This window comes from Streptomyces sp. NPDC004327, from assembly GCF_042873935.1.
In the GTDB taxonomy this organism is placed as follows: domain Bacteria; phylum Actinomycetota; class Actinomycetes; order Streptomycetales; family Streptomycetaceae; genus Streptomyces.
This window is the reverse complement of record NZ_JBIAME010000004.1, coordinates 449,887-467,412: the sequence shown is the minus strand read 5'-3', so window position 1 is coordinate 467,412 and position 17,526 is coordinate 449,887. Positions and strand designations below refer to the sequence as shown.

Genomic DNA, 17,526 nt, shown 5'->3' with positions numbered 1-17,526 from the left:
CATGGCTGACGTGACGACCGATGTGACGACCACCGACGTGACGGGCGAGGACGACAAGGTCCTGATCCGGGAGTTCCTCGCCGGGCACGTGCACGGCGTGGAGGTGGAGGACGATGAGGACCTGTTCGCCTCGGGTCTGGTGAACTCGCTCTTCGCCGTGCAGCTGGTGATGTGGGTCGAGCGGACCTACGGTCTGGCGGTCGCGGGCGAGGACCTCGCCGTCGCCAACTTCCGTTCCGTCGCCGCCATCGCGGAGTTCGTGGAGCGCAAAAAGGCCCTGTCCGGAGGCGGCGCGTGATCGTCGAACCGACGCCCGAGCAGCTGCGGCTGCGCCGGGAGATCATCGCCTTCGCCCGGACGGAGCTCGGCCGTGACGCGGCCGAGGCCGACCGCGGCGCCCGCTTCCCGCGGGAGGACTGGCAGCGCTGCGCGGACTTCGGCGTGCTCGGCTGGCCGGTGCCCGAGGAGTACGGCGGCCGCGGCTTCGACCCGCTGACCACCATGATCGCCCTGGACGCGCTGGGTTACGGCTGCGCCGACAACGGCCTGGTGTTCGCGGTGAACAACCACCTCTGGGGCTGTGTGATCTATCTGCTGCTGCACGGCACGGAGGAGCAGAAGCGCCGCTTCCTTCCCGGCCTGTGCGACGGCTCGCTGGTCGGCGCCCACGCGCTGTCGGAGCCCGACGCCGGCTCCGACATCCTCGGCATGACCACCACCGCCGAGCGCGACGGCGACGGCTACCGGCTGACCGGCACCAAGTGCTTCATCAGCAACGGCCCCGTCGCGGACGTCTACGTCACGATCGCCCGCACCGGTACGGGTCCGGGCCGCCAGGACCAGCTGTCGGCGTTCCTGGTCACCGCCGACACGCCCGGCGTGGTGAAGAAGCGCGAGCTGCCGAAGATGGGGCTGCGGACCACCCCGATGGGCGTCGTCGAGTTCGACGGCGCCGTGGTGCCCGCGGCGAACCTGATCGGCCGCGAGGGCGGCGGCTACCCGGTCTTCACCTCGACCATCGAGTGGGAGCGGTCCTTCATGTTCGCCCCGCACGTGGGCGCCATGGAGCGGATCCTGGAGACCTCCGTACGGCAGGCCAACACCCGCCGCCAGTTCGGCCGGACCCTCGGCTCCTTCCAGGCGGTGTCGCACCCGATCGCGGACATGAAGATCCGCCTCGACCTGGCCCGGATGCTGCTCCACCGGGTCGGCTGGCTGAAGCGGGAGGGCCGGCTCGCCCTCCAGGAGGCCACCATGGCCAAGATCTTCATCAGCGAGGGCCTGGTCGAGACGGCGAAGGCCGCGGTCGAACTGCACGGCGCCCGGGGCTACCTGGAGGAGTTCGGCATCGAGCGCGAACTGCGTGACGCGCTCGGCGGGCCGATCTACGCCGGGTCCAACGCGGTGCAGCGCGGCATCCTCGCCGAACTCCTCGGCGTGCACGGCGCGTTGTCCGGCGGAGCGGTACCGGGGGGCGAGCCGCGGTGACGACCCTCCGGCTTCCCCTGGAACCTGCGCTGCCCGCCGAGCTCGCCCAGGAGCTGGCCCAGCGCGTCTACTTCGTCTCGGACACGATCACCGGCTTCTCGCTGGTGCGCTCGGACGCGGGCGACGAGATCACCGCCGTGGACGTGGAGCTGGGCCTGCACGCCGCGGCCGCCGAGGCGGACGAGGCGGCCGAGCTGACCCGCAAGCTCAACCTGGTGACCGCGAACGACCTGCTCGGGCAGCGGTTCCTGGAGCCCAAGGTGGTCTGGCGGGCCGCCGACACCGGGCCGGCGAAGGACGTGTTCGACGAGCTGGTGGCGCGCGGCGCGGCCGTGGAGGCGGGCGAGGGCCAGATCGCCGTCGGCGAGCCGGTCCTGTCGCTGATGGACCACCTGGACGGGCTGCTGCGCGATCTGGTCGTGGCGGAGTTCGGCGCCCGGGAGTTCCGCTACCCGACGCTGATCACCGCCGACGCGCTGCGCCGCACCGGCTACTTCGAGTCGTTCCCGCAGATGGTGATGTCCGTCTCGCGGCTGCACGGCGACGTCGACAGCTACCGAGGCTTCCTCGACGACCTCGCGGCCGGCGGCGATCTGCGCACGGCGCTCACCGCGCACAGCGGCGGCTTCGACCACTGCCTGCCGCCCACCATGTGCTTCCACACCTACCACCAGTTCGCGGACGGCCCGCTGCCCGAGTCGTCGCTGGTGGTGACCGCGCGGGGCAAGTCCTTCCGCAACGAGTCCCGCTACCGGCGCTCCCTGGAGCGGCTGTGGGACTTCACGATCCGCGAGATCGTCTTCCTCGGCACGCCGGAGTTCGTGCTCGACGCGCGCCGGCGGCTGATGGAGCGGGCGTACGAGCTGGTGGACGCGCTCGGTCTGGGCGGACGGTGCGAGGTGGCGGGCGATCCGTTCTTCCTCAACGACACGACCGCGGCGCGCGCCTGGTCGCAGAAGCTCCTGGAGCTGAAGTACGAGCTGCGCCTGCCGCTGGACGCCGAACGCGACGTCTCGGTGGGCTCGTTCAACTACCACGAGCAGTTCTTCGGCCGGTCCTTCGGGATCGGGGGCGAGACGGGCGAGCCCGTGTTCACCGGGTGCGCCGGATTCGGTCTCGAACGCTTCGCCTACGCGTTCCTGTGCCGGCACGGCCTGGATCCGGAGAACTGGCCGGAGTCGGTACGGGCGGCGGTGGCGCCGTGACCGTACGCGACACCTCGCCCGCGCCCGTTCCCGTGGCGCCCCGGCTGCTCACGCTGTCCGCGCCGACCGCGGAACTGCTCGAACGGGCCACGGACGAGCTCGCCGACCGCCTCGACGCGATGGGCGACGCGGGATTCGCGCGGCTGCCGGCCGTGCCCGCTCCCCCGGCGGAGCCGGGCGCGGCGCGGCGCGCCGTCCTGGCGGGCTCCGCCGGGCACGCGGCGCGCTGGCTGCGCAAGCGGGACGTGCGGCGGGTCTTCACCGGCGGCCCCGGCGACGCGGCCTCCCGGGTGTTCCTGTTCTCCGGAGTCGGCGACCAGTACCCGGGGCTCGGCGCCGGTCTGTACCGGTGTCTGCCGGCGTTCCGGGAGGAGCTCGACCACTGCCTGGAGGTGCTCGCCGACGAGCACGGCCTCGACCTGCGCGCCGTCCTGTTCCCGGCCGAAGAACCCGGCGGTTCCGCGAGCCCGGAGGAGGTCTTCGACCGGCACACGGCTCCGCAGGAGATCCACCGCACGGTCGTGGCCCAGCCCCTGCTCTTCGCGCTGCAGTACTCCCTGGCCCGCGCCCTGACGGCGCTCGGCGCCGCGCCGGCCGCGCTGGCGGGCTACAGCGTCGGCGAGTACACGGCCGCGTGCGTCGCCGGGGTGTTCCCGGTCGAGCACGCCCTGCGGCTCGTCACCGGCCGGGCGCGGCTCGTGGACGGGCTGCCGCCGGGCGCGATGCTCGCGGTGGCGTCCGGTCCGCAGGCGCTCGACGGCCCGCTGGCCGGGCTGCTGCCCGGGCCGCTGTCGCTCGCCGCGCTCAACGGACCGCAGCAGACCGTGCTCTCCGGCCCCGTCGAGGCGGTCGAGGAGGCCGTGCGGCGGCTGACCGGGGCGGGGCTGCCCTGCCAGCGGCTCGCGACCGCGCACGCCTACCACTCGGCCATGACGGAGGCGCTGACCGGCCCGCTGGAGGAACTGCTCGCCACCGTGCCGCTCGCGCCGCCCGCGATCCCGCTCCTTTCGAACGTGACCGGCACCCGGCTGCGCGACGAGGAGGCGACGAGCCCGGCCTTCTGGGCCCGCCAGCTGTCCCGGACGCTGCGCTTCTCGGACGAGCTGGCCGAGATCTGGCGGCTGCCCGATCCGCTGCTCGTCGAGCTCGGTCCCGGCCAGGCGCTCACCCGGCTCGCCCTCGGGCACCCGGACCGCCCGGCGGACGCGCTCGCATCGGTCGTCCAGACCCTGCCGGGCCGCTTGGAGACCCGTACGGAGTGGGAGCTGCTGCTCACCGCGGCCGGACGGCTGTGGGCGGCGGGGGCGGCGGTCGACTGGACCGCGCTGATCGAAGACCGGCCGGCCGCCACCGAGGAGCGCGGATGAACGACATGGCCGCGATCCGTCCGGTGCCGCGGGACGGGACCGTGCCGCTGCCGCTGTCGAGCGCGCAGGAACGGCTCTGGTTCATGCAGCGCCTGCACCCCGGCATGCTCGCCTACCAGTTCCAGGCGAAGATCGAGCTCACCGGAACGCTCGACGCCCGGGTCCTGGCCGCCGCCCTCACCGAGATCGTGCGGCGGCACGAGGCCTACCGCACGACCTTCGCCGAGACGCCGGACGGCCCGGTGCAGGTGGTGCACCCTCCGTACGAGGTCGGGCTGAGCGTGGAGGACCTGCGCGGGGCCGGCGAGGGCGCCGAGGCCGATGTCATCCGCGCGGCGGTGGCGGCCGAGATCCCGGTGGACCGGCTGCCGCTGGTGCACTGGCGGCTGCTGCGCACCGCCGAGGACCGGCACGTGCTGCTGCACCTGGAGCACCATCTCGTCCACGACGGCTGGGCGTTCAATCTCTTCGTCGACGAACTGTGCGCGCTGTACCGGGCGTTCGCGGCGGGCGAGCCCTCGCCGCTGCCCGAACCGGGCGTCCAGTTCGCCGACTTCGCGGTCTGGCAGCGGTCCTGGCTGGCGAGCCCGGCCGCCGACGCCCAGCTCGCGTACTGGCGCAGGCAGCTCGACGGCGTGCCGTACTTCCTGGACCTGGCCACCGACCGGCCGCGGACCCCGAGGCGCCGGTTCACCGGTGACGCGCCCCGCTTCACGGTGCCGGGCGAACTGGCCGACGCGGTGCGCGCGCTCGCCGCGCGCGAGCGGGTGCCGCTGTTCTCGGTGATGCTCGCCGCGTTCCAGGTGCTGCTTTCCGGCTGGTCGGGGCAGGACGACTTCTGCGTCGCCACCGGGATGGCGGCCCGCACCCGGCCCGAGGTGGACGGCATGTTCGGCATGCTGGTCAACACGGTGGCGCTGCGGGCCGACCTGCGCGGCGACCCGTCGTTCCGCGAACTGCTGCGCCGGACGCGGACGACGACGTTCGGCGCGCTGGAGCACCAGGAGCTGCCCTTCGACCGGGTGGTGGCGGGCGTGCGCCCGCCGCGGGTGCGGGGCCGCCAGCCGCTGTGCGAGGTGCTGTTCGCGTTCCACGACTCGCCGTCGCGGGCCGTGCGGATCCCCGGCCTTCAGGTCGAGGTCACGCCCGGTGTCAGCAACGGCAGCGCCAAGTTCGATCTCAACGTGATCGCGATCCCGCGGGCCGAGCAGACGATCGGGCAGCCGGACCGGGCCGGGGCGCGGGCGATCGAGTTCATCTGGGAGTACGACCGGGACCTCTTCGACGCCGCGACCGTCGCCCGGGCCGCCGGGCGGTACGAGAGGCTGCTCGCCGCGGTGACCGCGGCTCCGGAGACCAGGATTTCAGCGCTGACCGGCGAGCCCGGCCGGCGACGGGAGGACGAGAAGTGAGCGACGCGGACGAGCTGATCGGCCCGGTGCGGGCGGCCTGGGCCGAGACCCTTGGCTACGACGAGGCCGAGATACCCCTGGACGTCGGCTTCTTCGACGCCGGCGGCAACTCGCTGCTGCTGCTGTTGCTGTGGGAGCAGCTGAACGAGCTGACGCCGCGCGAGCTGCGCGCCACCGACCTGTTCCAGCACCCGACCGTGCGGGGGCAGGCGGCGTTCCTGCGGAGCGGCGCATGACCCGCAGTCTGTACGAGGTGGTCGCGGCCACGGCGAAGCGCCTCCCGGACGCCGTGGCCGTCGAGTTGCCGTCCGCCGGGCCGCCGGGCGGCGGCGCGGTGTCCTACCGCGAGCTGCTGCGGGGCGCCGAGGCGGTCGCGGAGCGGATCGCGGCCGCGCACGGCGGCCCGGTCGGGCGGGTCGGCCTGCTGGCCGCCCGCGGCCTCGTCGCGTACACCGGCTATCTGGCGGCGCTGCGGCTCGGCGCCGCGGTCGTGCCGCTGGGCCCCGACTACCCGGCGGCGCGCAACGCGGGCATCTGCGAGGCGGCGGACGTCGACGTGGTGGTGGCCGAGGCGGCCGCCGCCCGGCGCGGCGGGGACGGGTGGGCCGGCGGCCGCCTTGTCCTGGCGCTGGACGACGAGGAGGTCCGGGCGGCGGAGCCGGAAGGCCTGCTCGCGCCGTACGAGGCGGATCCGGACGCTCTCGCCTATCTGCTCTTCACCTCGGGCACGACCGGCCGGCCCAAGGGCATCCCGATCCGGCACCGGCAGGTGCTGCCGTTCCTGGCGCACAACATCGCGCGCTTCGGGGTCGGCCCGGGCTGCCGGATGTCGCACACCTTCGAGCTGACCTTCGACCTGTCGGTGTACGACCTGTTCGTCACCTGGGGCGGCGGGGCGACGCTCGTGGTCCCCTCGCGCTCCGAGCTGTTCGCCCCGGTCGAGTACCTGACCGGCCGGGAGCTGACCCACTGGTTCTCGGTGCCGTCGGCCGTCTCGGTGAGCGCGGGCTTCGAGCAGCTGACCGCGGGCCGGCCGTCGGCCCTGCGCCACAGCGTCTTCTGCGGCGAGCAGCTCACCCTCGACCAGGCGCGGGCCTGGCACGCGGTGGCACCTGCGGCGAGCATCGACAACCTCTACGGACCGACCGAACTCACCATCGCCTGCGCCGAGTTCCGCCTGCCCGCGGACCCGGAGCGGTGGCCGGTGACCTCCAACGGCACCGTCCCCATCGGCCGGGTCTACGAGGGCCTCGAACACCGGGTCGCCGAGGAGACCGGCGAGCTGTGGGTGCGCGGACCGCAGCGTTTCGACGGCTATCTGGACCCGCGCGACGACGAGGGCCGGTTCACGGACGACGGCTGGTTCCGCACCGGCGACCGGGTCCGGACCGAGGACGGGCACCTGGTCCACCGGGGCCGGCTCGACGACCAGGTCAAGATCCGCGGCTACCGGGTCGAGCCGAGCGAGGTGGAGGCCGCGCTGCGCCGCCTCGACGCGGTGACCGAGGCCGTCGTGCTCGGCGTCGCGCGGGACGGCGTCACCGATCTGGTGGCCTGCTACACCGGGCGCGAGACCGGCCGGATGGAGCTGGTCCGCGCGCTGCGCGGGACGCTGCCGATCCATCTGGTGCCCCGCCGCTTCGCGCACCTCGACTCCCTGCCCCTGGGCGCCAACGGCAAGGTGGACCGGGGCGCGCTCCGCCGAATCGTCAGTGAGGTCAACGATGGCGCACTCGCCTGAACCACCGGCCGGTGCCGCACCGCGGCGCGGCATGGACTTCAGCCTCTTCTACTTCGCCAGTGACAGCGAGGAGTTCGCCGGGTCCCGCTACCGGCTCCTGCTCGACGGGGCCCGGTTCGCCGACGCCCACGGACTCGCCGCCGTGTGGACGCCGGAACGGCACTTCCACCCCTTCGGCGGCCTGTACCCGAACCCGGCCGTCACCGGTGCGGCGGTCGCCGCCGTCACCGAGCGCGTGGCGATCCGGGCGGGCAGCGTCGTGGCGCCGCTGCACCATCCGCTGCGCATCGCCGAGGAGTGGTCCGTCGTGGACAACCTCTCCGGCGGCCGGGTCGGCGTGTCCTTCGCGTCCGGCTGGCACGCGGCCGACTTCGCGCTGCGCCCGGAGGCGTACGCCGACCGCCGCCGGCTGCTGACGGAGCAGGTGCGGCAGGTGCGCGACCTGTGGCGCGGCGAGGCGCTGGCCTTCCCGGACGGGACCGGCACCGAGGTGAAGGTGTCCGTGCATCCCCGGCCGGTGCAGCCGGAGCTGCCGACCTGGATCACCAGCGCGGGCGGCGTGGAGACCTTCCGGGCCGCCGGGGCCATGGGGGCGGGCATCCTGACCCATCTCCTGGGCCAGGACCTGGACGACCTCGCGCACAAGATCGGCGAGTACCGGGCGGCCGGCGGCCGGCACGTGGTCCTGATGGTGCACACGTATCTGGACGAGGACGCGGACCGGGTCCGGGAGCTGGTGCGCGAGCCGCTGCTGCGCTATCTGCGCGGCTCGCTCGGGCTGCTCCTCGGCTCGGGGCTCGACGGCCGGCGCCGGATCGACCCGGCGAAACTGCACCCGGACGACCTGGAGTTCCTCGTCCGGCGCTCCTTCGACCGCTATGTCGACGACTGCGGGCTGCTCGGCTCGCCGGAGACGGCGGCGCGCGCGATGGAACGACTGCGCGGCATCGGCGTGGACGAGATCGCCTGTCTGATCGACTTCGGGCTGCCGGCCGGGACCGTCATGGACGGCCTGCAGCGGATCGCTGACCTGAACGCCCGGGAGAACGCCCAGGAGAACGCCCATGGCTGACGACGCCCGCATGACCACCAACAGCCCCGGCTTCGCGAAGGCGGTGGCCCGGCTGCGGGTGCCCGGCATGGGCACCGAGGCCGTCGCCCCGTTCCTCGCCGGGCTGATCCGGATGACCCGGCCGCGCCGGGTCCTGGAGGTCGGGATGGGCTACACCACGCCCTTCCTGGCGGCCGCGCTGGCCGAGGCCCGGGAGCTGGCGGACGAGGAGTCGCGGCTGCTCGCCGCCAAGACCCGGCCGTACCTCGGCTCCGGGGCCCCGCTGGACGACGACTGGCTGCGCGCCGAGCCCGCGCTGGCGGCCCCGGCGGCGTATCTGGAGCCGTACCGGCCGCACTTCGTGGCCCTGGACGACCTGTCGATCCCCGAGTCCTCGGCCGGACAGGTCGAGGAGGTCCTCGCCGAGCTCGGGCTCGCCGGGCAGGTCACCGTCGTGGACGCGCCGCTGCGCGAGGCCGACGGGGCGCTGCCGGACGGCTTCGGGCCGATCGACTTCGCCTGGGTCGACGCGTGGGACTGCCTGTACTTCCTGGACCACTTCCTCGACCGGATCAATCCGGCCGGCGGCGTGGTGGTCCTGCACTATCTGATGACCTATCCGGAGGGCGAGGCGATCCTGCGCTACCTGGCCGGACTGCAGCGGGCGAGGCCGGGCGAGCTGGAGGTGCTGAACCTCCTGGAGTCGCACAAGCTCCGGCAGAACAGCGTCACGATGATCCGCCGCACCGCCGTCGCCCCGCCGCGGCTCGCCGGTCCGGGCGGCCGGATCCGGTACGACGGCGAGCTGCGGACGCGCGCCGCGACGCACGCCGAGTCCCTCGACAGCGAAGTGGAGAACGACAAGTGAGCATCCTGCGCGGGGCCGTGACCCCCTACCCGGCGGACGTGTCCATACCCGCGGCCTTCGCCGCACAGGTGCGGACCCGCCCGGACGCGCCGGCCGTCGTGGACGGCGGCCACACCCTCTCGTACGCGGAGCTCGACACCCGGTCCGACCGGCTGGCGCGGCTGCTGCGCGGCCGGGGCGTGAGAGACGGCTCGCGGGTGGGCGTGCTCCTGGAGCGCGGCCACGGGCAGATCACGGCCCTGCTGGCGATCCTCAAGGCCGGCGGCGCCTATGTGCCCGTCAGCCCGGCGTACCCGAGGGAGCGCCAGGAGCACATGCTGGCCACCGCGGAGGCGGCCGTGACGGTCACCGCCGAGGAGCTGCGGCAGGCCGAGCGGGCGGGCGGCGCGACGGACGCGGCCGAGCCGCCACGGCCCGCGAGCGGTTCCCGGGTCCCCGCGTACATCCTGTTCACCTCGGGTTCGACCGGCCGCCCCAAGGGTGTCGTCGTCGAGCACCGCTCGGTGCTGCGGCTCGTCCGTGACACCGACTACGCGGACCTCGGGGCCGGCGAGCGGATCGCCCAGGTGGCGGACTCCTCCTTCGACGCCTTCACCTTCGAGGTCTGGGGCGCGCTCCTGAACGGCGGCACGGTCGTGGTGATCCCGACCGCGACCGTGCTGACGCCGGGCGCGCTGGCCGAGGCGCTCGCGAAGCACCGGATCACCTGCATGTTCCTGACCTCCGCGCTCTTCACCACGGTGATGGCCGACCGGCCCGACAGCTTCGCCGGGCTGCGCACCCTGCTGGTCGGCGGCGACGTGCTGAACGTCGCGGCCGTGCGCCGGCTGCTCGACGCGGACCCGGCCGCGCGCCCGGCCCGCCTGGTGAACGGCTACGGGCCGACCGAGACCACCACCTTCGCCGTGTGCGGCGAGGTGACCGCGCTCCCGGCGGACGCCCGCTCGGTGCCGATCGGACGGCCCATCGCCAACACCGACTGCTATGTGCTCGGCGAGGACCTGGAGCCGGTCGCGGCCGGGGAGCCGGGCGAGCTGTTCATCGGCGGGCCGGGCGTGGCCCGCGGTTACGCGGGACAGCCGGAGCTGACCGGGGAGCGCTTCCTGCCGGATCCGTACGCGACGGAGCCGGGCGCCCGGATGTACCGCACCGGGGACCTGGTGAGGCTCCTGGCGGACGGGCGGCTCGACTTCCTCGGCCGGGCCGACGACCAGGTGAAGATCCGCGGCTACCGGGTCGAGCCGGGCGAGGTGGAGGCGGCGCTGAGCCTGCACCCGGACGTCCGCGAGGTGGCGGTGGTCGCCGACGACTCGACGGGCGAGCGACGCCTGGTGGCCCATCTGGCCCCGGCCGTGCCCGGGGAGACGCCCACCGGTCTCAGGGAGTTCCTGGCCGGGCGGCTGCCGGAGTGGCTGATTCCGTCCGCGTTCGTGGTGGTGCCGGCGCTGCCGCTGACGACCAGCGGCAAGGTGGACCGGGCGGCGCTGCCGCCGGCTCCGGCGGACGGCGAGGAGACGGCCGCGGTCGCGCCCCGTACCGATCTGGAGCGCGAGCTCGCGGCGATCGCCGCCGAGCTGCTCGGCCTGGCGTCGGTCGGCGTCACCGACGACTTCTTCGCGCTCGGCGGTCACTCGCTGCTCGCGATGCGGCTGCTCTCGCGGGCCGACGCGGCCTTCGGGGTACGGGTGGACCTGGGCGAGTACCTTTACGACCCGACGATCGAGCGGCTCGCGGCGGAAGTGGCCGCCGGGCTCGCCGCGGCGCCCGCGCCGGACGAGGTGTCCCCGTGACCGGTGACCATCCGGTCTCCTGCGCGCAGAAGCGGCTCTGGATCCTCGACCGGCTCTATCCGGACACCCCGGCCTACAGTGTGCCGGTCGTCTACCGGATCGACGGCGAGCCGGACGTCCGGGCCCTGGAGGGGGCGCTGACCGGGCTGGTCGGCCGCCACGAGGTGCTGCGGACGGGCTACCGGATGGCCAGGGGCGCGCTGCGCCAGGCCGTCCGGCCCGCGGAGCCGGTGCCGCTCCCCCGCGTCGACCTGACCGGGCACACGGATCCGGCGGCCGAGGCGGAGCGGCTCGCCGTCGCCGAGGCGCGCCGGCCGCTCGACCTGGGCGGCGGCGAGGTGCTGCGGCCGCTGCTCCTGACGACGGCGCCCGGCCGGCACGTGCTGTGCCTGACGCTCCATCACATCGTGTGCGACGGCTGGTCGCTCGCCGTCCTGGAGCAGGAGCTGTCGTCGCTGTACGAGGCGCTCGCCGCCGGCCGCGCTCCCGAACTGCCGGCGCTGACCGAGCAGTACGCGGACTTCGCCCGGTGGCAGACGGAGCGGGTCGCGGGCACCGGCCTCGACCGGGCGCGCGGCTACTGGGCCGAGCACCTCGCCGGCGTACCGGCCGTGGCGAGCGTGCCGGCCGACCGCCCCCGCCCGGCGGTGTGGAGCTTCGCGGGCGCCCATGTGCCGTTCGAGCTCGGGGCGGAGGCCGTCCAGCAGGTCGACCTGGTGGCCCGCGCCTGCGGCACCACCCCGTACGCCGTGATGCTCGCCGCGTTCGCCGCGCTCGTCCGCGAGGAGGGCGGCGGCCCGGAGGTCGTGATCGGCGCGCCCGTGGCCCTTCGGGAGCGCGAGAGCCACTTCGCGCTGGTCGGCATGTTCGGCAACACGGTCGTGCAGCGGCTCGGCGTGCCGGACGGGACGAGCTTCCGCGAGCTGGTGCTGCGGGCCCGTGACGAGAGCCGGGCCGCCCTGGCCCATCAGGCGCTGCCGTTCGAGCTCCTGGTGGAGGAGCTGAACCCGGCCCGGGACCCGGGCGCCAACCCGCTGTTCCAGCTGATGTTCAGCTACCAGCCGGCGGCCGCCCCCGGCCTGCGCCTCGAAGGCTGCCGGGTGGCCCGGGAGTTCGGGGACACCCGGACCGCGAAGGTCGACCTGTCCCTGTCGCTGACCCGGGACGGCGCGGGCTGCACCGGCCGTCTGGAGTACAGCGCGGACCTCTTCGAGGACACCACCGCACGGCGGCTCGCCGCGCGGTACACGACCCTGCTCGCCGCGGCCGCCGCCGAGCCCCTACGACCCATCGGACCGAAGACGTGACCGACACCGCATCCGAGAAGACCGAACCCGCCGGCACCGGCCGCCCCTCCCTGCTGCGCCACCGCGACTTCATGCTGTTGTGGACGGGCCAGACGATCAGCGAACTCGGCTCGATGATCACCCCGTTCGCGCTGCCGTTCCTCGCCGTCACCGCGCTGAACGCCTCCAACTTCCAGGTCGGCCTGCTCACCGCGCTCGGCTCGCTCGCCTTCCTGCTCGTCGCGCTCCCGGCGGGCGTGGTGGTCGACCGGGTCGCCCGGCACCGGCTGATGATGTGGTGCGACGTGCTGCGCGCGGCGGTCGTGGCGACGGTGCCGGTGGCCTGGTACCTGGACACGCTCACGCTGGCCCATCTGTGCGTGGTGGCACTGGTCACGGGCTCCCTGACGGTGTTCTTCGACGTGGCGTACCAGAGCTACGTGCCGGTGCTCGTCGACAAGGAGTCCTTGATCGACGCCAACGGCAAGCTGGGCACGACCGGCGCGGCCGCCGCCACGCTCGGCCCCACGGCGGCGGGCGTGCTCGTCGCGGCGTTCGGCGGGGCCAGGGCGCTGGCGGCGGACGCGGTGTCGTTCCTGGTCAGCGCCGTGTCGCTGTTCCTGATCCGGACGCCCGAGCCCAAGCCGGCCCGCCCCGACGGGCCCCGGCCGCCGTTCCGCAAGCAGATGGGCGAGGGGCTCGGGTTCGTGCTCCGGCATCCGGTGCTGCGCCGGATCGTCGCCTGCACCGGCACGGTCAACCTCTTCTCGCACATGGCCTCGGCGATGGAGATGCCGTTCCTCGTGCGCGAGTTGGGGCTCTCCGCCGGCCAGGCGGGTCTGCTGCTCGCCCTCGGTCCCGCCGGCGGCGTCCTCGGCGGGCTGCTCGCGAGCCGGCTCGCCCGTGCGGTCGGCTCCGCCCGGATCATCTGGCTGGCGCCGCTGATCCTCGGCCTGCCCTCCCTCCTCGCCCCGCTCGCGTACCCGGGCTGGCGGGTCGTCCTCTACGGCTTCGGCTGGTTCGCCTTCACCTTCGGCGCCATCGTCTACAACACCGCGCAGGTCACCTACCGGCAGCAGATCTGCCCGCCGGAGCTGCTCGGCCGGATGAACGCGGCGGTGCGCTGGATCGTCTGGGGCACCATCCCGCTGGGCGCCCTCGTCGGCGGCGCGCTCGCGACCTGGGTCGGGCTGCGCACCACCCTGTGGATCGGCCTCGTCGGGGCCGGCCTCGGCGGGCTCTGGGTGCTCTTCTCGCCGCTGCGGCGGCTGCGTGACGTGGAGCCCGGTACGGCCGCCGCAACGGCCTGATCCGCGGGCGCGGCCCCGGCCCGCCCGGGGCCGCCATCGGAGGAGCCGATGCGGGTGTTCAGCAGGTTCCATCACGAGGATCTTGCCGGGGACGGCGGCTGCCCCGAGGCTGAGGACGTTCTCTCAATTCAGTTCAGTCGTGGAGGAATGCGCCGTGCAGGACGCGGGTGTGGACGAGCGGTTCGTGGTCGTCGTGAACGACGAGGAGCAGTACTCCCTGTGGGCCGAGGGGCGCGAGCTGCCGGCCGGATGGCGGGCGGCCGGCTTCGCCGGCACCAAGGCGGAGTGCCTCGCGCACGTCGAGGAGGTCTGGACGGACCAGCGTCCGCTGAGCGTCCGGCGGGGCGCCGCCGCCTGACGGCGGGGCGCCGCCGCCTGACGGCGGGGCGCGGCGCCGGGCCCGGTCACAGGTCGCTCGGCAGCCAGCCGCGCTGCACCGCCCGGACGCCCGCCTCGAAGCGGCTGCGCGCGCCCAGCCGCTCCATGAGGACGGTCGCGATGCGCCGGGCGGTCCGGTGGGACAGGCCCATGCGCTTGGCGATGCCCTCGTCCGTGTGGCCCTCGGCGAGGAGCCGCAGCGCGGCCGCCTCCTGACGGTCCAGTTCGTCGCCGTCGTCGGCGCGGCGGGCCGCGGTGTCGCCGAGCGGCCGGGCGGTCTCCCAGACCGTCTCGAAGAGGCTGCACAGGGCGGTCAGCGGGCCCCGGCCGGTCAGCACGACGGCGCCCGCGCTGGAGTCCTCGCTGTCCACCGGGACCACCGCGGCCTCGCGGTCGACCAGCGTCATCCGGATCGGCAGCGTGGCGACCGTGCGGACCTGGCCGCCCAGGCCGGTGAGTTCGCGGGCGTGGGCGACGGTCGCCGGGTCGTTGCGGACGCTGTCCAGATAGACGGTCCGCATGACCACACCGCGGCCGAGCAGCCGTTCGTTGAGCGGCCGGGCGGCCTGCCGGTTGGCCTCGGTCTGCGCCCCGCCGGGCGCGAAGACCATGACCTCGCCGCGCACGCTGTCGGTGAGCGCCGCCAGCCTGGCCCGTATCTGCGCCACGTCGGGCAGGTGCTCCACGGTCACCGGGGTGGTGCGGGCACGCAGCTCGGCGTACTCGGCGGCGAGCCGGGAGGCGGTGACCCGCGCGGCGGCGACCCGTCTGCGGTGCTCCTCCAGCTCCGTCTGGGCCCGGGCGACCAGATGGTCCAGGCCGAGCGCCGGGCTCACCGGCTCGGGCCGGCCGGCGTCCGCCTCGGCGGGCTGGACCAGGCAGAGCCCGGCGAGCCGCTCCCAGGCCCGCCGCACGGCCTCCTCCGTGGTGCCGAGCCGCCGGGCGAGGTCCGCGGCCCCTTCCCGGGGCTCCGCGAGCATCGCCCGGTAGACGGCTTCCGTGGTCGTGTCCAGTCCCAGCGCTTCCAGCATGAGGCCCCCGTTCCCCGATGTTCACCGCGTCGTCACCGGCCCGAGGGCCCGTGACGAGCGGTCCGTGCTCGCCGCTCGACGGCGGCTTCGTGGCCGTTTTCGGCCAAGGCCCAAAGGGTCCAGCTGATCTTCCTTCCCCCTCGGCGCCCTGTCCGGTGATGCTAATGCGCGGTGGACACCCCACCAAGGGATGCATGTGTCCACCGCCCGTGCGAACCAGAACCGGAAGGATGTCCTTCATGCTCCGCGACCGTGTCGTCAAGGCCGCAGCCGTCACCGCCCTGGCCGCCGCGACCGTCCTCGGACCCGCCCTGACCGCCTCGGCCACGACCCCGCCCACCGGGTCGTCCGCGTCCGGCACCGTGCAGCGGCCCGCCCTCACTCCGGCCATCCCCACCGGTGTCCGGGAGGACATGGGCTGGCAGTAGTGACGCGGGAATGACGCAGGAATCCGGCAGAGCCCGAGGGGGAGGCCCGTTGGATCTCAGACAGCTCACCACTTTCCACCGTGTCGCGACGCTGCTCAGCTTCACCAAGGCGGCGGCCGACCTCAACTACGCGCAGTCGAGCGTGACCGCCCAGGTCAAGAGCCTGGAAGTGGCCCTCGGCGTGGAACTCTTCGAACGCCTGCGGGGCAGGATCCGGCTCACCCCGGCGGGCGAGCGGCTGCTGCCGTACGCGGAGCGCATCCTGTCCCTCGTCGACGAGGCCCGGGACAAGACGACCGGCTGGGCCGAGCCCACCGGGCTGCTCACCGTCGGGACGAGCGAGAGCCTCACCTCGTACCGGATGCCGCCGGTCCTGGAGTTCTTCCACCACCGCTATCCGCGGCTGCGGATCTCGCTGCGGACCGGCTCCGCCGACCGCACCTGCGAGGCGCTCCGGCAGGGCGCCCTGGACATGGGCTTCTTCATGGACGCGCGCACCGAGCACGCGGGCCTGAGCACGGAACGCCTGTGGTCGGAGCCGCTCGTGGCGGTCGCCGCGCCGGGCCACCGGCTCGCCGGGCTGCCCGGGCTGACCTCGGGGGACCTGGCGGCGGTGCCGCTCCTGGTGCCCGAGGCCGGTGACTGCTACCGGGTGCTCCTGGAGGCGGAACTGGCGGAAGCGGCCGCCGGCCCCGGGCCGGCGCTCCTGGAGTTCGGCACCGTCGAGTCCGTGAAGCGCGGGGTCGCCGCCGGGCTCGGGGTGAGCGTGCTGCCGGAGGTCGCGGTGGCCGACGCGGTCGCGGCGGGCGCCCTGGTGGTGCTCGACTGGCGGCCGCCGTTCGAGGTGCACACCCAGATCGCCTGGCGGCGCGGTCAGCAGGTGACCCGCGAGATGCGGGCGTTCATCGACCAGACCGTGCGCTTCGCCGCGCAGGACGCCCAGGCCGGGCCGCCCGTGCGGGAGGAACGCCCCGAGCTCCAGCTCGTGGGCTGAACTGCGCGAAAGGAACAGCCTGGAATCCAGGTCCTGGGTCAGAGCGTGCCGCGTGCCGTCAGCTCTCCCAGGACCTGGACGGCGTTCAGGGCCGCCCCGCCTCTGAGGTTGTCGGCGACCAGCCACAGCCAGAAGCCCGTCGGGTCGGCCGGCGAGAGCCGGATCCGGCCCACGTGCACCTGGTCGGGATCGTCGAGCGTGGCCGGGGTCGGCGTGGCGCACCCGGCGTCGTGGACGGTGACGCCGGGCGCCGAGCGCAGCGCGGCAACCAGTTCGCCACGGTCCACGGCGGCGGCGCACTCCACCCACACGGCCGCGCACTGGCCGTTCACCACGGGCACCCGGACGCAGGTGGCGGTCAGGTCGAGCCCGGGCAGGCCGAGGACCCGTCGCGTCTCGTGGCGCAGCCCGCGCTCCTGTTCGGTGAAGCCGTCGTCGGCCTCGGCGCCGCCGGTCAGCACGTCGAACGCGAGCGGCGGCGAGAACGCCTCGGCGGGCAGCGCCGTCTGCGGGTCCTGGAGCCGGGCGCGGGTGCCCTCCTGGAGCTCCTCGATGCCCGGGTGACCGGCCTCGGAGGCCGGCTGATAGGTGCTCACCACGACCCTGAGGACGGCCCAGCGGCGGGTGACCGGGGCGAGGACCCGGGCCAGGGCCGCGGTCGCGGCTCCGGGGCCGGCGACGAGCCCGCGGACCGGCCTGCGGTCGAGCAGGGCGCCGTTGACGCCGGGGACGACCAGCGGGACGTCCTCGGCGAGGCGGAAGGCGCTGCTGCCGTCGATCACCAGGGCGCCCGCGGCGGCCGCGAGCGGCGCCCAGCGGCGGCTGACCCCGGCGCCGGCGAAGAAGAAGGCCACGTCGGCCCGGGAGAAGTCGAAGCCGTCGAGGCCGTGCACCGGGCGGTCGTGCCCGTCGACGCGGATCTCGCGGCCGGCCGACCGCGCGGAGGCGATCAGATGGAGCTCGCGGTAGCGCAGCCCGCTGTCCTCCACGAGTTCCAGGAGCGTGCCGCCGACCGCGCCGGTCGCGCCCACGACGGCGATCCGCGGGGCGGTGGGCTCGTCGGCCGCCGTCATCGCGCCGCCGGTTCGCTGGATCCGGTTCGTCCGGGCCGCAGGTGCATCGTCCGATGATCGGGCCCGGTGACCGGCCCGATCAAGGAGCGGCGGCACCGTCCTTT

17 protein-coding genes are annotated in these 17,526 nt (G+C 74.4%); 15 read left to right on the top strand and 2 right to left on the bottom strand.

Annotated features, from left to right (window positions below):
• Window position 1: 1 nt before the first annotated feature.
• The 13 genes from ACFYU9_RS16335 (at window position 2) to ACFYU9_RS16275 (ending at window position 13,876) form a co-directional block, all read left to right on the top strand.
• On the top strand, window positions 2-298 hold the full coding sequence (locus ACFYU9_RS16335) for an acyl carrier protein (RefSeq protein WP_389213421.1): 297 nt from the start codon (window positions 2-4) through the stop codon (window positions 296-298).
• The gene (locus tag ACFYU9_RS16330; RefSeq protein WP_389213419.1) at window positions 295-1,488 is read left to right on the top strand and encodes an acyl-CoA dehydrogenase family protein; all 1,194 of its coding nucleotides are present in this window, start codon (window positions 295-297) and stop codon (window positions 1,486-1,488) included. The genes ACFYU9_RS16335 and ACFYU9_RS16330 overlap by 4 nt, the downstream gene beginning before the upstream one ends.
• Window positions 1,485-2,693, top strand: a complete 1,209-nt coding sequence (locus ACFYU9_RS16325; RefSeq protein ID WP_389213417.1) for a hypothetical protein — start codon at window positions 1,485-1,487, stop codon at window positions 2,691-2,693. Before ACFYU9_RS16330 ends, ACFYU9_RS16325 begins: the two co-directional genes overlap by 4 nt.
• Window positions 2,690-4,060, top strand: a complete 1,371-nt coding sequence (locus tag ACFYU9_RS16320; RefSeq protein ID WP_389345138.1) for an acyltransferase domain-containing protein — start codon at window positions 2,690-2,692, stop codon at window positions 4,058-4,060. Before ACFYU9_RS16325 ends, ACFYU9_RS16320 begins: the two co-directional genes overlap by 4 nt.
• Window positions 4,057-5,472, top strand: a complete 1,416-nt coding sequence (locus tag ACFYU9_RS16315) for a condensation domain-containing protein (RefSeq protein ID WP_389345137.1) — start codon at window positions 4,057-4,059, stop codon at window positions 5,470-5,472. The genes ACFYU9_RS16320 and ACFYU9_RS16315 overlap by 4 nt, the downstream gene beginning before the upstream one ends.
• Window positions 5,469-5,708: an acyl carrier protein gene (locus tag ACFYU9_RS16310; protein WP_389213411.1), complete on the top strand. Its 240-nt coding sequence runs from the start codon at window positions 5,469-5,471 to the stop codon at window positions 5,706-5,708. Before ACFYU9_RS16315 ends, ACFYU9_RS16310 begins: the two co-directional genes overlap by 4 nt.
• Window positions 5,705-7,213, top strand: a complete 1,509-nt coding sequence (locus ACFYU9_RS16305) for an AMP-binding protein (RefSeq protein WP_389345136.1) — start codon at window positions 5,705-5,707, stop codon at window positions 7,211-7,213. Before ACFYU9_RS16310 ends, ACFYU9_RS16305 begins: the two co-directional genes overlap by 4 nt.
• A 31-nt stretch (window positions 7,214-7,244) precedes the next feature.
• On the top strand, window positions 7,245-8,285 hold the full coding sequence (locus tag ACFYU9_RS16300) for a MupA/Atu3671 family FMN-dependent luciferase-like monooxygenase (RefSeq protein WP_389345135.1): 1,041 nt from the start codon (window positions 7,245-7,247) through the stop codon (window positions 8,283-8,285).
• Entirely contained in the window at window positions 8,278-9,132 is an 855-nt protein-coding gene (locus ACFYU9_RS16295) for a hypothetical protein (RefSeq protein WP_389345134.1), read from the top strand. Before ACFYU9_RS16300 ends, ACFYU9_RS16295 begins: the two co-directional genes overlap by 8 nt.
• Window positions 9,129-10,922 (top strand): amino acid adenylation domain-containing protein, encoded by a 1,794-nt coding sequence (locus ACFYU9_RS16290; protein WP_389345133.1) that lies wholly within the window; start codon window positions 9,129-9,131, stop codon window positions 10,920-10,922. The genes ACFYU9_RS16295 and ACFYU9_RS16290 overlap by 4 nt, the downstream gene beginning before the upstream one ends.
• Entirely contained in the window at window positions 10,919-12,229 is a 1,311-nt protein-coding gene (locus ACFYU9_RS16285) for a condensation domain-containing protein (RefSeq protein WP_389345132.1), read from the top strand. The genes ACFYU9_RS16290 and ACFYU9_RS16285 overlap by 4 nt, the downstream gene beginning before the upstream one ends.
• Window positions 12,226-13,518 carry an MFS transporter gene (locus ACFYU9_RS16280; RefSeq protein WP_389213399.1) on the top strand — a complete coding sequence of 431 codons (1,293 nt, stop codon included), beginning with the start codon at window positions 12,226-12,228 and terminating at the stop codon, window positions 13,516-13,518. The genes ACFYU9_RS16285 and ACFYU9_RS16280 overlap by 4 nt, the downstream gene beginning before the upstream one ends.
• A gap of 154 nt (window positions 13,519-13,672) precedes the next feature.
• Window positions 13,673-13,876 carry an MbtH family protein gene (locus tag ACFYU9_RS16275; protein WP_389213397.1) on the top strand — a complete coding sequence of 68 codons (204 nt, stop codon included), beginning with the start codon at window positions 13,673-13,675 and terminating at the stop codon, window positions 13,874-13,876.
• A 46-nt stretch (window positions 13,877-13,922) separates the two neighbouring features.
• On the opposite strand, the gene ACFYU9_RS16270 is transcribed toward ACFYU9_RS16275, so the two are convergent.
• A complete protein-coding gene (locus tag ACFYU9_RS16270; RefSeq protein WP_389213396.1) occupies window positions 13,923-14,927 on the bottom strand; it encodes a helix-turn-helix domain-containing protein in 1,005 nt (334 codons plus the stop codon).
• Between the two features lie 239 nt (window positions 14,928-15,166).
• Between ACFYU9_RS16270 and ACFYU9_RS16265 the strand changes: the two genes are divergently transcribed.
• The gene (locus ACFYU9_RS16265; protein WP_389213394.1) at window positions 15,167-15,355 is read left to right on the top strand and encodes a hypothetical protein; all 189 of its coding nucleotides are present in this window, start codon (window positions 15,167-15,169) and stop codon (window positions 15,353-15,355) included.
• A 49-nt stretch (window positions 15,356-15,404) separates the two neighbouring features.
• Window positions 15,405-16,349 carry a LysR family transcriptional regulator gene (locus ACFYU9_RS16260; protein WP_389345131.1) on the top strand — a complete coding sequence of 315 codons (945 nt, stop codon included), beginning with the start codon at window positions 15,405-15,407 and terminating at the stop codon, window positions 16,347-16,349.
• Window positions 16,350-16,387: 38 nt separating this feature from the next.
• Here the strand turns inward: ACFYU9_RS16260 and ACFYU9_RS16255 are convergent, their stop codons facing one another.
• Window positions 16,388-17,422 (bottom strand): aspartate-semialdehyde dehydrogenase, encoded by a 1,035-nt coding sequence (locus ACFYU9_RS16255; protein WP_389213390.1) that lies wholly within the window; start codon window positions 17,420-17,422, stop codon window positions 16,388-16,390.
• Window positions 17,423-17,526: the final 104 nt, after the last annotated feature.

Coding starts and splice junctions, on each gene's coding strand:
- ACFYU9_RS16335 (WP_389213421.1), top strand. CDS start 2: ATGGCTGACGTGACGACCGATGTGACGACCACCGACGTGACGGGCGAG.
- ACFYU9_RS16315 (WP_389345137.1), top strand. CDS start 4,057: ATGAACGACATGGCCGCGATCCGTCCGGTGCCGCGGGACGGGACCGTG.
- ACFYU9_RS16305 (WP_389345136.1), top strand. CDS start 5,705: ATGACCCGCAGTCTGTACGAGGTGGTCGCGGCCACGGCGAAGCGCCTC.
- ACFYU9_RS16300 (WP_389345135.1), top strand. CDS start 7,245: ATGGACTTCAGCCTCTTCTACTTCGCCAGTGACAGCGAGGAGTTCGCC.
- ACFYU9_RS16295 (WP_389345134.1), top strand. CDS start 8,278: ATGGCTGACGACGCCCGCATGACCACCAACAGCCCCGGCTTCGCGAAG.
- ACFYU9_RS16270 (WP_389213396.1), bottom strand. CDS start 14,927: ATGCTGGAAGCGCTGGGACTGGACACGACCACGGAAGCCGTCTACCGG.
- ACFYU9_RS16265 (WP_389213394.1), top strand. CDS start 15,167: ATGCTCCGCGACCGTGTCGTCAAGGCCGCAGCCGTCACCGCCCTGGCC.
- ACFYU9_RS16255 (WP_389213390.1), bottom strand. CDS start 17,422: ATGACGGCGGCCGACGAGCCCACCGCCCCGCGGATCGCCGTCGTGGGC.